Source organism: Bradyrhizobium sp. Gha (assembly GCF_900113735.1).
Classification (GTDB): Bacteria; Pseudomonadota; Alphaproteobacteria; order Rhizobiales; family Xanthobacteraceae; genus Bradyrhizobium.
Window position 1 is genome coordinate 171,323 of sequence record NZ_FOQM01000008.1, and the last position, 13,516, is coordinate 184,838.

A 13,516-nucleotide genomic window follows, 5' to 3' on the forward strand; every position below is an offset into this window, starting at 1 on the left:
CGAGCGGGGACCGCGTTTTCCGCCGTCGTCCAACGCCTTCGGCACGGCGGAGGGCCAGGCGATGCCGTTTAATGGCCCGCTGCTGACTTCACGCGAACCACCGCAGCGTCCGCTCCGGCGTCGGTGAGCGCTCCTCCTGCGGGCATTCGTTTGGAATACACCTAACAGGAAGATGACGACAATTTGTGCGGCGATGCTGTGAATTGCTTCACAGCGGTTTCCTTGACGATGCCTAAAATGACGCGGCGCAATGAAGCGCTAATCGAATGGGGATTTGGTCATGACGATTTCACACACCATGCCGTCTTCTGTTCGCAGCTATGACGGCTTGATTACACTTGGCTACATCGCGTTCGCTGTAACGCTGCTCGCCGCAATCTACTTCGCATCCGGAGGTCCAAGCTTCACGGAGTCTGATCTGTCAACTATGGCGATGATGCCGTGAAGCGTTTGGCGGTGCGGACTTTCTTCAGCGCGCTTGTCTTGGCCGTCGTTATTTGGGCGCTAGTTGGGCCGCCAGAAGCGGACGCTACGAGCGTGCTTCCGGTCATTGCAAGATCTCGCTGAGCACAAGTGAAAGAGGCCGCCCAACTGAGGCGGCCTTTTAGGTCTGGGTTTCGCTAATGATGATGGTGTCGACCCTTCGGCACGGAAAACATCGAAAAGCGTATATGGCTGGCAGGTTTGCAATCTTAGGAAGTGTTGCGAGATAATCCATAGGACGCCTGCACTCCTTGCAAAGTAGCGTGGGTGGATCGTCCCGCGTCATCGCCGGCAGAGTAGTTTTCCATCATGCCGGCTGCACCTCCGGTCGAATACTGAAGACTATCGGAAATCGGCAGGCCGTCCGACGCTGTGGCCTCTTGACCACGCCTCCCAATATTCCACTCACTGCCGTTGCCTCCGACACCAGACTCTGGCTTGTTGTTGGAGGCCGGAATGCTTCTATGGAGACGAGCGTGCACGGCGAAGCGGGATGCCTAAGTTGCTGCCAACCTAGAGTGCTGAGGGCAGTTTTTTCCGTGGCTGAAGGCGTTGAGCTAAAGCTTTATGAATGTGCAGGCTGCGCTAGCAGCATGTCGCTGATCACTAAGGTATCTGCTCCCAAGCGCAGGAAAATGCGGTTTACGACCATCGACGCCGCGTTGGAGGCCGCCGGTTTGGGAGCGCGCAGATCAAGGCTCTAGAGTAAGCCCCCCTGGATGCGCACGCCAACTTCTTTCGGCGTTGCTTCAAGATGTCGAGCTGTTGGCGGGACCGGTTGAGGATGGCCGTTCGCGTGCTCCTCGAATGCCACCCGCAGTCGAATATTCCTGCTGGCGTCACGCGCTGGTCCGGGGCGCGATCGTTGCAAACGCGGGGTGACACAGGTCGATTGCATGAGCATGGGCCGTACCCGCCACATAATTGGCGACGCTTGAGGCTACTTTGTACCCGAAGGCCATCAGGCTCGATGTCCACCAAAACCTCGCCGCTGCGCGTGCCGGCGCGCCGCCTCAGGCCGCGCGCTGGCTGCGTCGCGAGGAGAGATCCGGACAAAGAACGAGCTTGCCCTCAAGACCGCCAGCCTCGAGACGACGGTGAGCATCGGCGACCGCCTCGAACGAGATCCGCTCGGCGATCCGCGGCCGGATGCCGCCAGTCGCCAGAAGCCCGAACAGTTGCTCCAGGTCCTCCCTGAACCAGGCGGGATGTCGCGCCCGCATGGCATTTACAGAATAAAAGCGGGCCCGCTTGCCGCCCGGCAACAGTCTCCACAAATAGAGGCGCGCGATCTCCATCAAAATTGGCAGCATTCGACGCTGTGCCCGTACGCTCGCCGAAAAGCCGATGGCACAGAGCAGGCCACCCGGTTTGAGCGACGCGTATGAGCGGCGGTAGCCGTCTTCGCCAACGCCGTCGACAATGACGTCGAACCCACCCGGCACAATCCGCGTGAAGTCCTCATGCTGGTAGTCGATTGCCGTTGCCCCGAGGTCTTGCACGAGCGTCATGTGCTCGCGGCGTACAGTGCCCCACAGCTCGACGCCGGCCAGTCTTCCAAGCACGAGCAGGGCCTGGCCGACCGCGCCGGCGGCCCCGTGCACGAGCACACGTTGGCCCCGCCGGACCTTGGCCACGCGGTGCAGAAGCTGGTGCGCAGTCGTCCAGCTCAGGATCAGCGCAGCCGCTTCAGCCGCGTCCACATCCACCGGCACGCGGGCCACGTCGCTCGCCCGAAGCGTACGATAGTCGGCATTTGATCCGACCACCGTCATGTCGGCCACGCGATCTCCGATCTGAAAGTCGTGTACGCCTTCGCCGAGTTGATCGATTGCTCCCACCACGTCGTAGCCCATTACGAACGGCGGCTGGAGGCGCATCGTTTGCGGATATAGATGACGCCTGATCAACACCTCGGTGTAGTTAAGACTCGACGCGAGTACGCGAACGCGCACCTCGCCTGGACCGGCGGTTGGCAGAGGAGCGTCCACCACCTCTAATCTCCCGGGATCACCGAAGCGGCTGACCTGAACAACTCGGTTGCGCTGCTCCACCACGACCGATCTCCATGCATACCGACATCCAGCGCGGAACGGTCAGGCTGCCGCCGGACAGCATCAATGGAATTGATCCAGATCAAGCTCGAGGCGGCCCTCTTTGCAATTCTCCTCTGGCCAAATGACCAATCCGGTTGCTTGGCGCGATCATTGCTCATCGGAGGGAAAAATGCCTGCAGTCATTATGCAGTTCGTTTCGCATCCAAGGCCCGGTAGTGATCTTGCAACCATCCTGCAGCTGGCAAAGGACGGCGCGTCGCTTTGGAAGAAACACGGGGCCGATGTCAGCTATTGGTCCGTGATCGGCGGCGAGATCGGAAACTATGCCTTCGTCGCTCGCTTCGATAGTGTAGAGGCTTATGGGCGTAGCTTGGCATCACTGGGTGCCGATCCGGCCTTCGCTGAATTTCAAGCCAAGCGGCTGAAGGCCGGGCAATCGGATTGGGTGCGCTCCAATGTTGCCATCCAAGTCGATCTTTGACGGAGCGCCTTCTCGCCCAAATGCGAGACCGCCCCTCGGATCACTCTGAGACATGGCGTGCTCCTAGACTTGAGCGCCCCTTGCCAGCTCTCGCACTGGCGGGGCCGGAGCACGGCCGGACCATTCCATTGGCCGAAGTCTCGCCACGTCAGCAAACCCGGATGAGGTTTCTCATTCCTCATCCAAGCCGAAATCAAAGGTTTGCGCTGCCGCTCCCTTGCGCACAGCGGAAAATGGATCGAGCGGTAGTGTCAACGCAACCGATGAAGAGTTCAGATCGGTAAGCTCAAGCTTTAACGACTTGCCGGATTCGAGTTCCGCTATCAGGCTCGGCTTCACGGCGTCAGCCGCGATACAGATGTTGGTGAGGCACCACGTGAAGGGGATTTGAGTTTGCTGCCCCTGATCTATTGATACCTTGACTCCTTGTTGCAGGTTCGCTCCTTGAGGCACGAACAGTTGCAGGCGTGCCGGACCGTCGGCGCGTTGAATCAGATCGACCCGAGCCACCAGCTGATCGAGATCGTCAGTTCCGCTAGACGTCATCCGACAGATCGACGTTCCATCCGATGAATTAAAGCAAAGCTTTCGCCATTCAGAGTATTGAATCGTCTGGGGGAGACGCAGTCTCGGTGGCTTGACCTGAACTTCCTCAGAGTAGTCGCCGCTCACTTGTTGTTTAGCGTCGCTGGTGGCCGCATGCTTGTCGAGGAACTGGCTCGCCAACGGAGACCAGATCGACACCGCGTCGGGAGAATCAATTAAGAAATGGCCATCGCTTCCGAATGGCGGCAGCATGCGATACTCCGCATTTCCCCCGTTGGCGACGAAAGCGTCATGCATCCGCTTTGTCAGTTCCGGCCCAAAGTAGCTGTCGTTCTCCGAATATATCCATAGCATCGGTACGCGTGCGGTCCGACCGAACTCGCCTGTAGCTGCGACAAGCTTGTCGGGTGCACAGTTATTGTTGGGCTTACCGTCTACCCTGCCTCCGCGTCCCGCTGCGAAAGTGATGACGGCCTGAACTGATGATGGATTGAGGCTCGCGAGAGCTATTGATCCCCATCCGCCGCCCGACTGACCCACGACGACGACCTTGCCGGGTTGAACGATCTTCTTCTTGCTCATGTAGTCGATCACCCACTCGTTCAGAGTGGCGATAGCAAGACCGGGTCCGCGAAAGTTCGGGTTATCGCAACTGCCGACATGTCCAAACACCGATCCGTAGATTCCTTGATCTTTGACATCAAGGCTGCTCGCTCCGTATCTCACTGGAGAAATAACAATATTGCCTCGTTTCGCGAACCACTGTGCGGCCGCGCGGAATTCTATCGTCGGAAACATGGAGCGTTCTTGGGCACCCAAGGATATTCCGTGGTTCATAATTACGAGAGGAAACGGTCCTTCGCCGACCGGCCTGATCACGTAGGCAAGCACCGGCAATGGAAAGGGAAGCGCCCAGAGTTCCTCTTCAATCCTTGGCGATGCAGCAGCGTCTTCCGCAGCGGCCGGGGCGGTCGGCAGCCACGCCAGCAAGATCAGGGGAATGAGAAGGCACTTTAGCATATCCCTGCTCCATGATCGGAGAGATTGCCCAAGCGGACATGAGGCGCGGATTGACCATTCGGTGCCAAGTCCACCCAAGTCCTTTGACTTAGATCAAAGCCGGAGACCATCCACGCAAGGACGCGTCCACCCCGGCTTTTCAATGCGCTCCAAATCCTTCGGCATGAACCGGATGATCAGCACGGCGATCACGAACTTCGGCTTGACGAGGAACGACGGGCCTAACCATATTGAACGCAGAAGGAGAGACTGATGCTCGGGAAAGCGAAGGTGGCTGCCCGTCTTCCAGCGAAGGACCTGGATCGGGCACGGAGGTTCTATTCCGAAAAACTCGGCCTTGACCCGGTCGAACAGCGCCAAGGTGGACTGCGCTACGTCTGCGCAGCGGGCGAGTTTGCGATATTCATCTCGGCCGGAGCGCAACCCACCACGCACACGCACGGCAGAAAAACAATGGTTGTGCCATGGACGTCTATAAGGTTCGCGAGGCGAAGCCCGAAGAGCAACGTGAGCTAACGCGCCTCTGTGTGCGCGCGACGATGCACGCGGGACACGACGAAGCGTTCATCGACCGAACGATGCCCGCGCTTACGATAACCGTACCGTTGCTGAGTGCGAACTGTGTACAAGTGGCGGAAAACGGGACCAACGAAGTTGTCGGTGTTGTTGCGGTGACGCCGACCGCGCTTCAGGGAATTGCGCAGCTTTACGGCCTTTATGTTGATCCTACACATTGGAAACGAGGGATCGGGCGAGTTCTTTTCGGAGCCGCTGTAGCTCGCGCAAAAGGCATAAAAGCCGGAGCCCTCGTGATCACGGCCGAACCTTCGGCGGAAGGGTTTTACAAGCGAATGGGGGCCATCAGGATCGGCGAAGGACCGTTCTACCTTTCGCCCGAAACCATACTGCCTTCCCTCCTGTACGTCTTTCCTCGCCAGACATGATGCAGATCACTTGGGTACGTAGCCTGCAGCGCCAAGCGGCGCCAGCCGGACGACGAAGCTCGCCAATGGAATAGCCGCTTGTACCGACCCCCAACCTCAAACCAGCGCCATCGCCGTTCCCGCAGCTGCGCTGAACGCAACCACCACCAGCGGAGGCGCGCGCCATGCGATCAGCAGGACGAAGCCGACAAGCGCGATGCCGAAATCCTGCGGCGAGTGGACGGTGGTGGTCCAGACCGGATTGTAAAGCGCAGCACCGAGCACGCCGACGACCGCGGCGTTGACGCCGCGCATCATGGCCTGGGCGCCGGCACGCTTCCGAAACGAGTCCCAGAAAGGGAGCGCGCCGAGCAGGATCAGGATTCCGGGCAGGAAGATGCCGACAAGCCCGAGCGCTGCCCCGGCCACGCCATGCGGCTGCGGAGCGACGACCGTGCCGAGGTAGGCCGCAAAAGTGAAGAGCGGGCCGGGCACCGCCTGCGCCGCGCCGTAACCGGCGAGGAAGGCATCGTCGGTCAGCCAGCCCGGGGCGACGAAGGCTTCACGGAGCAGCGGGAGCACGACGTGGCCGCCGCCGAACACGAGGGCGCCGGAGCTGTAGAAGGCGTCGAACAGGGCAACGCCCGTTGAGCCGGTCAGCACGTGCAGCAAGGGGAGGCCGGCCAGCAGGACAAAGAAGGCCCCGAGGGTGATCAGCCCCGCCGTGCGTGAGACCGGCATCGCGACATGCCCTGACGGCATCGGCGCATCGCTGCGGCATAGCCAGAGGCCGGCGAGCCCGCCGAGGATGATCGCGCCGATCTGGGCGATCGACGCCGTGCTGAACAGGATGACGAGCGTTGCCACGAGAGCGATCGACGCGCGCTCGCGATCGGGGCAGAGGTTGCGCGCCATTCCCCAGACGGCCTGCGCCACGATGGCGACCGCCGTGAGCTTCAGTCCGTGCAGCAGGCCGGCGCCGACGGGGCCGCCCAGCGCGCCCGCGCCATAGGCGAACAGCACGAGAATCACGGCCGACGGCAAGGTAAACCCGGCCCACGCGGCAAGCGCGCCGGGATAGCCGGCGCGCATCAGGCCGATCGAGAAGCCGACCTGACTGCTGGCGGGACCCGGCAGGAACTGGCACAGCCCGACCAGATCGGCATAGGCGTGCTCGTCGATCCATTTCCGCCGCACGACGAACTCGTCTCGAAAATAGCCGATATGCGCGATCGGCCCGCCGAAACAGGTGAGCCCGAGTTTCAGGAAGATGCGCAGAACCTCCAGCGGCGAGCCGGCGGGCGACCGATGGCTGACGGAGATGTCGGTTGGCGGATGGAGGTTGCTCACGGACTTTCGACCCGATTCCGGGAGGCGTTTATCGGCCTTCGGTCAACGATATTCAACCCGGTCGGCAAATCCCTGAACTTCATGCGCTCTCATCGAAGTGATTGGAACGACGTCTCCACCCAGCCGTTGATGCGCCGTCGCGACGGGCCTATTCCAGGTCCGGCGGAGCCGACTCAGCAGCACAGGAGACTGGCCATGGCAAGTGCGGCAGACCGCGATCCCCGACACCATACCCACAAGATGCAGAAGGCGCTGCAGGATATCAGAAACCATCTGCGCGAGGACATCCAGAAGGTCGACGAACCGCAGTTGAAGGCGATGTTCGAGACCTCTGCCGAGGTTTTGGGTGGCCTCGAGAAGGCTTTCAGGGATTACGAGCAGAAGAACGAAAAGGCCTGGCGCTGATCGATTTCGGCGGCACCGTCCGCACCGTTGAGGGCATTCAGGGAGAGCCAGGATGAACGTCGTTGCGTCAGGCAAGCGCCGTCTGCTCTTGCACCTGGGAGCCTTGGCCACGGTCGCGGCTCCGGCCGTTCTGACCAGGCCGGCTTTTGCCGGGCGGAAGGGGGCGGGCGGCAAGCAGAAGGGTGCGGAGAAGCAGGAAGAGGAAGTCACCCCGCCGGAAGACCTGATGCGGGAGCATGGGGTGCTCGATCGCGTGCTGTTGCTCTACGAAGCCGGGATCCGAAAGTTTTCGTCGAACGAGGACTTCGACCCCGGCCTGATCACGCAATCCGCCGGCATCATCCGGGATTTCATCAACAACTACCACGAAAAATCGGAGGAGGAGCACGTCTTTCCGCGCTTCAGGAAAGCCGGCCAGATGACCGATCTGGTCAACACCCTGCTACGCCAGCACGACGCGGGCCGGAAGGTCACGGAAAATATCCTGAAGCTCGCGCCATCAGGCCGGAGCAATGCCGACGACCGCAAGCAGCTGGTCAGTGCGATGCAATCCTTCATCACGATGTACCGGCCACATGCGGCCCGCGAGGACACCGATCTCTTTCCGAAGCTCAAAGACGTGGTCTCACCGAACGAGTACGACGCGATGGCCGAGGATTTCGAAAAGAAAGAGCATCAACTGTTCGGAGACGACGGCTTCGAGAAGATGGCAGCCCGCGTCGCCCAGCTGGAGCAGCAGATGGGCATTCACGACCTAAGCCAGTTCACGCCGAGCTGATGCAGGGATCCTACGCTGCGCTCGCAATGAAGAGGTCAGTACGACGACGTCGCGCCATCGCCGTCACCCCAGCGCAACGGCGAATCCGTTGTCGCTCGAAGGCCACGTCTTTAGCGGCCGTCGAAGGGCGATGGTCCGGCTACGATAGCGCCTAGGCGGATTTTGCAGTCGGCGGCCGGATGACGACCGCGAAGGCGACATTGCCGTGCAGATGGCACGATCGCCTCAATGCTGCAAAATCGCCGGCAAAACGTATTTATCGAGGAGTTGGATTTCGGGCTCGATCATCTGAGTGGACTCGAGGGAAGCATTGAAGACGACGATCATGTCGGTCTCGGGGATAACGATAATCTTTTGCGAATTGACGCCCATCGCGGCCGTCCACTGAACGACGCGACCCTCGATCTGCGATCGACCTAGCCACCACAGAAAACCATATGACAAATGCTTTGGGGTCTTGATCTGCTCCGCCGTCGATTGAGCAATCCAGGACGCAGGAACGATCTGCGTCCCCTCCCAAGCTCCGCGGTTCAGAACGAGCTGGCCGATCTTCGCCCAGTCGCGGGGACGCAGGCTAAGTCCTGTGCTGGATGCCGGAACGCCGTTACCGAGGCGCCCATACCAATCGACGTCATTGATACCGAGAGGCACAAAGATGTTCTCCCGCGCCAGAATATCTACAGTCTTCCCAGAGACCCTTTGCAGGACGGCTCCGATAAGTTCCGTTTCCGAGCTGTTATAGTCGAAGGAAACGCCGGGGGCTCGCGCGAGATTCAGTTCGAGCGCGTGCCGATAGGGATCGTGGTCGTGGTGCGCGATCGGATGCGCGACGGCCGCGTTTAGTCCGGCCGACATCGTGAGAAGGTTGCGCAGCGTGATGCGATCCTTGCCCGGCGAACGAAGATCGGCATACTCTGGGAAATATGAAAAAATCGGAGCGTCCAGGTTTTTGATCAGGCCGCGTTCCATCGCAATTCCGACCAGAAGCGATACCACGCTCTTGGCCATCGAATTGCCGGTATGCTTGATGGTTGCATCGAAAGACGGATGGTTCGGGTAGCCAAAGTAACGTTCGTAAACGAGCACGCCATGGCGAACGACGACAATCGAATCGACGTTGGGAAGCCTGCCATCGGACACCCCATTTCCCATCGCGCAAAGCCGAGCAGCGTCGAACCCCTGTTGCTCCGGCGGACTGATGCGCCATCCGTCGTGGATATCCGATGGTGTGCCACAGTCGGGGTTCAGTTCGCCTCCCATTGCGAATTTGGCCATGAAGAGAGATAGGCACAAGGCCGAGATGACATCTAAGCGGATCGCTGCTGCGCGCATTTGCATTCCCCGGCCGATTACTGACTGATGCGTTCCCCGCGGCCACTCATTTGGCTCGCACGCATCGCACGTGAGCTGTCGGAAAACAACTGGGGCCGCATCCCTCGCTTCCTGATTGCTATCGCGATCTGGCTTGTCATTTCAGGCGCAAGTGTGGCCCAATGTCTTCTGGACAACGAGAAGCAACTTTGAGTACGCGCAACGCTTTTGATGTCGTCGCGTCGAGTTAGTTCGATATGCGATCTGACTGCATTGGCATCGCGCGCAAGGTTTGCAGCATAACGTCAGTCGTCACTCCACTCCCGCACATTCCCTTGCGCCGCTTTGCCAAAATCCACGAGGCTATGCTGCGTGGGGGCTCGGGCCTTCGTGAGTGGGACCAGCCAAGCATGTTGTCCACGCGATTTCTCCATTGAAATACAGTTCCTGTGTTGAAAATGGGATGTTGGAATCGCGCTCGTCCGAGATCAAGGAATATCCTGCGCGCCCGTTGATCCGGTCCCTTGCTGCAAGGAATCACAAGGATCTTCGACGCTGGGCTCGGCGCTTGCCCACCCCGAACAGAACAGCAGGATAGGGAGCAGTACTCGCGTCGTTCATTTGCCGCTTTACAAACGGCTTTACATAAGCGGGTGGGATCAGCCGAACCTGATGGCCAAGCTGCGTGAGCTGTCGGGTCCAATGATGGGCTCCGCCACATGCCTCTAGACTAAAGCTACCGCGCAACTCGGCTGGGCTGCGAAGAAATCCAAGAGCTTTCCTCGGCTGATCCGTTTGCTGAATACAGCCAATCCTTTCCCGTCCGCTCCATGAACGTGGAAAGCATGCTGGGCGATATCCAGACCGATTGTGCTAACCTGGAACACGGACGCCTCCCTTAAGTGGCACATCGATGCCGTCGGCGGGGCGTCCACCCCCTAAACCGTTGGCGATGTCCGCTTTGCTCCGATATCCACCGGCTGTGCGACGTCAGGAAATGTCGCGATGAGCCAGCAGCGTTCCCCCCGGACGGAGGAAGGGACAGAAAGCGAGCATCAAATAAGACGTTCGGCGCAACATTTCCATCAAAGGTTTATTAATCGTACAACCATTACTGAGGGGTGAACGCCCGCCCGAGAAGCCTTCGTTCGGGGCAGCCCACCAATTTCCAGCAAACAAGCGGTAATGAGCGCCATATCGCGGCCAAGAGATTCTGAACGGTGGCGGCACAAACTCATCCGCAATCTGCTCTATGGGCATAACGTCGACCGCGCCGCGAAGGCGCGCGCGCGGGTGGGCCTCGCCATGCTGGCGTTTGCCGCCGTCTACGCCATGATCGGCGGACGCCTCGTGATGTTCGCGATCGGCGCCGACGCCCACAGTGCGCGGCGTGCCGCCTCGCAGGAGGTGGTTGCGACCGCACGGCCCGACATCGTCGACCGCAACGGTGCGATCCTGGCGACCGACGTCAAGGCCGCCAGCATGTTCGGCGAGCCCCGCCGCATCATCGACAAGGACGAGGCGATCGAGCTTGTGACCGCGACCGTGCCCGATCTCGACGAAGCCGAGGTGCGCGATCGCCTGTCATCGCGCAAGGGTTTCGCCTGGCTGAAGCGCGAGATCACCGCCAAGCAACAGCTCGACATCCACAAGCTGGGCCTGCCCGGCATCGGCTTCCTGCGCGAGAACAAGCGCGTCTATCCGACCGGCAACGAGGTCGCCCACCTCATCGGCCTCGTCAACATCGACAACCAGGGCATCGCCGGCATGGAGAAGTGGCTCGACAACCAAGGCCTCGCCGATCTCCACCGCGCGGGCTTTGCCATCGACCGGTTGCAGAAACCGATCGAGCTGTCGGTCGATCTGCGCGTCGAGCACGCGCTGCGCGACGAGTTGCTCAAGGCCAAGGAAAAATTCCACGCCAAGGCGGCCTCGGGCATCATCTCCAACGTCAAGACCGGCGAGATCGTGGCAATGGTCTCGCTGCCGGACTTCGATCCGAACAGTCCGAAGGAAGCGCACGACCCCGACCGCATCAACCGCCTGACCACCGGCGTCTACGAGATGGGCTCGACCTTCAAGGCGTTCACGCTCGCCATGGCGCTCGATTCCAGCAAGATCAATCTAAATTCGTCGTGGGATGCACGCGGAAACCTGCACTACGGCAAGTTCACCATTCACGACAGTCATTCGCTCGGACGTTTCATCAACACCAAGGAAGTATTCACCTACTCCTCCAATATCGGCGCTGCGCGGATCGCGCTCGGCCAGGGCGTCGAGGCGCACAAGGCGTTCCTGGCCAAAATGGGCCAGTTAACACGGTTGCGTACCGAGTTGCCGGAGAGCGCCGCACCGCTGGTGCCGCGCCACTGGGGCGAGCTGAACACCGTGACCATAGCGTTCGGCCAGGGCTTGTCGGTGGCGCCGCTACAGGCGGTGATGGGCATCAACGCCCTCATGAACGGCGGCTACCTGATCCCACCGACATTCCTGAAGCGCAGCGAAGCAGAAGCGGCGGCGATGGCCAAGCGCGTGATCAAGCCCGAGACCTCCGACAAGATGCGCTATCTGATGCGGCTCAACGCAGAGATAGGCACTGCCAAGAAGGCCGATGTTCCCGGCTACTATATCGGCGGCAAGACCGGCACGTCCGAAAAGGTCGTCAATGGCCGCTATGCCAAGAAGCGGGTGCTCAACTCCTTCACTGCAATCATGCCCTCCGACGATCCGAAATATCAGATTCTCGTCATGCTGGACGAGCCACAGGCGTTGCCTGAAACGTATGGTTTGATCACGTCGGGCTTCAATGCCGTGCCGACGGGGGGCAAGGTCATCGCCCGTATCGCGCCGCTGCTCGGAATCGAGCCCCGTTTCGACCTGCCGCCCGCGGACCGCCTTCTTGCAGCTTCAACAGCGCGTCAGTAGGACAAGAGCGCGGCAGCGGCGCCTTGATGAGTCCGCAATGCTGGCGATTGCGCTCGCCCGGACCGCCTGGGCAGGACCATGCATATGGGTTATTTTTGACGGTACCCGCTGGGATTGTGCTAGTATCGCGCCTATGCCGGTCGCGATTACCCTCTGCTTTGATCCCAACAGTTCTGTCCCGATCGAAGCGATGTGGCGCAAGCTTGCGGCCGACGGGATCGACTCCGATCGCGACCAGCTTGGCTACGCTCCGCACATCACCTTGGCGATCTACCCCGACGAAACACCCCTTAAGAGAGTACTCGCGGGGCTTGAAAACACCTGCCGTAACTGGGAGAGCCTTCCTGTTCGCCTGAGCGGACTAGGTGCTTTTCCAGGAGGCGGCGCTGTTTTATGGGCGGTGCCTGTTGTGACGCCCGAGTTGCTTGCCCGGCATCAGGCCATACAAGCTGCTCTTCCTGATCTGAAGGTTGATGCGCATTATCGACCGGGAGCTTGGGTGCCCCACGTGACATTGTCCGGCGTCTTGCCCGACCCCGGTCCGGCTCTCAAAGTTCTCCTGTCACTGTGGGAGCCGATTACGGGCGTTCTCGACCGCATCGAATTGGTGCGCTTCCGTCCTGTCAAAGTGGTGCAAAGCTTGGCCTGCAGAGGCAGCGTTTCCTGACTCGAGCGTTATGTTGCCCGTGCATGTTCCATGTCGAGAGGGCTTTGCGACACCCGCGATCTTCCGCTGCGGCACGATGCCATGATGCATCATGCTCCTGTTTGCCCGACGCGTCAAATTTGATTTCGGAAATATCGCAATTAGCCCTCACGTCAAATATTCCAATGATTTGTACTCGTGCATGAAGTTGTTTTCGCGATTTTCGATGTGAGGGCATCTAGAGCGTTTCACATTTTGACGGAAGCATAACCTGCGTTGGCGAAGTAGTTGGCGCATTCGCGAGGCTGGATGCCCTGGATGAGGTGACCGATGTGGCGCCAAGTGTCCTCGATGGTGCGCTTCTGAGCTTGCCGCATCCAGTGTTTGATCTTGGAGAATGCCTGTTCGATCGGGTTGAGGTCGGGCGAGTATGGCGGCAGGTACCAGAGCCTGGCGCCAGCAGCTTGGATCATTTGCCTGACAGCTTTCGACTTGTGGCTTCCGAGATTGTCGAGAATGACGATGTCGCCTTCGCGCAGGGTTGGCAGGAGAACGTGCTTCACATAAGCGCAGAAGCATTCGCCGTTGATC

14 protein-coding genes and 1 pseudogene are annotated in these 13,516 nt (G+C 60.0%); 8 read left to right on the plus strand and 7 right to left on the minus strand.

Translation table 11 applies throughout. The annotated features are described in order from the left end of the window. Nucleotides 1-280: 280 nt before the first annotated feature. The gene (locus BM222_RS41040) at nucleotides 281-445 is read left to right on the plus strand and encodes a hypothetical protein (RefSeq protein ID WP_177243203.1); all 165 of its coding nucleotides are present in this window, start codon (nucleotides 281-283) and stop codon (nucleotides 443-445) included. A gap of 1,051 nt (nucleotides 446-1,496) precedes the next feature. On the opposite strand, the gene BM222_RS13920 is transcribed toward BM222_RS41040, so the two are convergent. Next, entirely contained in the window at nucleotides 1,497-2,540 is a 1,044-nt protein-coding gene (locus BM222_RS13920; RefSeq protein ID WP_092228809.1) for a medium chain dehydrogenase/reductase family protein, read from the minus strand. A 169-nt stretch (nucleotides 2,541-2,709) separates the two neighbouring features. Between BM222_RS13920 and BM222_RS13925 the strand changes: the two genes are divergently transcribed. Then, nucleotides 2,710-3,021, plus strand: a complete 312-nt coding sequence (locus tag BM222_RS13925) for a hypothetical protein (RefSeq protein WP_244547119.1) — start codon at nucleotides 2,710-2,712, stop codon at nucleotides 3,019-3,021. Nucleotides 3,022-3,192: 171 nt separating this feature from the next. On the opposite strand, the gene BM222_RS43010 is transcribed toward BM222_RS13925, so the two are convergent. Beyond that, on the minus strand, nucleotides 3,193-4,587 hold the full coding sequence (locus tag BM222_RS43010; RefSeq protein ID WP_092228811.1) for an invasion associated locus B family protein: 1,395 nt from the start codon (nucleotides 4,585-4,587) through the stop codon (nucleotides 3,193-3,195). Nucleotides 4,588-4,680: 93 nt separating this feature from the next. After that, entirely contained in the window at nucleotides 4,681-4,947 is a 267-nt protein-coding gene (locus BM222_RS41045) for a hypothetical protein (RefSeq protein ID WP_177243204.1), read from the minus strand. Between BM222_RS41045 and BM222_RS43015 the strand changes: the two genes are divergently transcribed. Both BM222_RS43015 and BM222_RS13940 read left to right on the plus strand, forming a co-directional pair. After that, on the plus strand, nucleotides 4,840-5,103 hold the full coding sequence (locus BM222_RS43015) for a VOC family protein (RefSeq protein ID WP_349509854.1): 264 nt from the start codon (nucleotides 4,840-4,842) through the stop codon (nucleotides 5,101-5,103). The two genes, BM222_RS41045 and BM222_RS43015, sit on opposite strands and share 108 nt — an antisense overlap. After that, on the plus strand, nucleotides 5,052-5,531 hold the full coding sequence (locus BM222_RS13940; protein ID WP_092228812.1) for a GNAT family N-acetyltransferase: 480 nt from the start codon (nucleotides 5,052-5,054) through the stop codon (nucleotides 5,529-5,531). Before BM222_RS43015 ends, BM222_RS13940 begins: the two co-directional genes overlap by 52 nt. A gap of 96 nt (nucleotides 5,532-5,627) precedes the next feature. Here the strand turns inward: BM222_RS13940 and chrA are convergent, their stop codons facing one another. Then, a complete protein-coding gene (chrA, locus tag BM222_RS13945) occupies nucleotides 5,628-6,860 on the minus strand; it encodes a chromate efflux transporter (protein ID WP_244547120.1) in 1,233 nt (410 codons plus the stop codon). Between the two features lie 195 nt (nucleotides 6,861-7,055). Between chrA and BM222_RS13950 the strand changes: the two genes are divergently transcribed. Next, entirely contained in the window at nucleotides 7,056-7,265 is a 210-nt protein-coding gene (locus BM222_RS13950; protein WP_092228813.1) for a hypothetical protein, read from the plus strand. A gap of 52 nt (nucleotides 7,266-7,317) precedes the next feature. Beyond that, the gene (locus BM222_RS13955) at nucleotides 7,318-8,043 is read left to right on the plus strand and encodes a hemerythrin domain-containing protein (RefSeq protein WP_092228814.1); all 726 of its coding nucleotides are present in this window, start codon (nucleotides 7,318-7,320) and stop codon (nucleotides 8,041-8,043) included. A gap of 225 nt (nucleotides 8,044-8,268) precedes the next feature. On the opposite strand, the gene BM222_RS13960 is transcribed toward BM222_RS13955, so the two are convergent. Both BM222_RS13960 and BM222_RS43300 read right to left on the minus strand, forming a co-directional pair. Beyond that, nucleotides 8,269-9,375, minus strand: coding sequence for a serine hydrolase domain-containing protein (locus BM222_RS13960; protein ID WP_177243205.1), 1,107 nt, complete (start codon nucleotides 9,373-9,375; stop codon nucleotides 8,269-8,271). A gap of 579 nt (nucleotides 9,376-9,954) precedes the next feature. Next, a pseudogene (locus BM222_RS43300) lies at nucleotides 9,955-10,241 on the minus strand (IS110 family transposase); the annotation flags it as partial. A gap of 298 nt (nucleotides 10,242-10,539) precedes the next feature. Between BM222_RS43300 and BM222_RS13970 the strand changes: the two are divergent. Together BM222_RS13970 and BM222_RS13975 are read left to right on the plus strand one after the other, a co-directional pair. Next, nucleotides 10,540-12,279: a peptidoglycan D,D-transpeptidase FtsI family protein gene (locus tag BM222_RS13970; RefSeq protein ID WP_092228816.1), complete on the plus strand. Its 1,740-nt coding sequence runs from the start codon at nucleotides 10,540-10,542 to the stop codon at nucleotides 12,277-12,279. Between the two features lie 37 nt (nucleotides 12,280-12,316). Beyond that, nucleotides 12,317-12,946: a 2'-5' RNA ligase family protein gene (locus BM222_RS13975; RefSeq protein ID WP_092228817.1), complete on the plus strand. Its 630-nt coding sequence runs from the start codon at nucleotides 12,317-12,319 to the stop codon at nucleotides 12,944-12,946. 227 nt (nucleotides 12,947-13,173) lie between these two features. On the opposite strand, the gene BM222_RS13980 is transcribed toward BM222_RS13975, so the two are convergent. Next, nucleotides 13,174-13,516: IS630 family transposase (locus BM222_RS13980; protein ID WP_143105954.1), on the minus strand; the 343-nt coding region annotated here is incomplete at its 5' end.

Coding starts and splice junctions, on each gene's coding strand:
- BM222_RS41040 (WP_177243203.1), top strand. CDS start 281: ATGACGATTTCACACACCATGCCGTCTTCTGTTCGCAGCTATGACGGC.
- BM222_RS13925 (WP_244547119.1), top strand. CDS start 2,710: ATGCCTGCAGTCATTATGCAGTTCGTTTCGCATCCAAGGCCCGGTAGT.
- BM222_RS43010 (WP_092228811.1), bottom strand. CDS start 4,587: ATGCTAAAGTGCCTTCTCATTCCCCTGATCTTGCTGGCGTGGCTGCCG.
- BM222_RS43015 (WP_349509854.1), top strand. CDS start 4,840: ATGCTCGGGAAAGCGAAGGTGGCTGCCCGTCTTCCAGCGAAGGACCTG.
- BM222_RS13940 (WP_092228812.1), top strand. CDS start 5,052: ATGGACGTCTATAAGGTTCGCGAGGCGAAGCCCGAAGAGCAACGTGAG.
- BM222_RS13950 (WP_092228813.1), top strand. CDS start 7,056: ATGGCAAGTGCGGCAGACCGCGATCCCCGACACCATACCCACAAGATG.
- BM222_RS13955 (WP_092228814.1), top strand. CDS start 7,318: ATGAACGTCGTTGCGTCAGGCAAGCGCCGTCTGCTCTTGCACCTGGGA.
- BM222_RS13960 (WP_177243205.1), bottom strand. CDS start 9,375: ATGCGCGCAGCAGCGATCCGCTTAGATGTCATCTCGGCCTTGTGCCTA.
- BM222_RS13970 (WP_092228816.1), top strand. CDS start 10,540: ATGAGCGCCATATCGCGGCCAAGAGATTCTGAACGGTGGCGGCACAAA.
- BM222_RS13975 (WP_092228817.1), top strand. CDS start 12,317: ATGCTGGCGATTGCGCTCGCCCGGACCGCCTGGGCAGGACCATGCATA.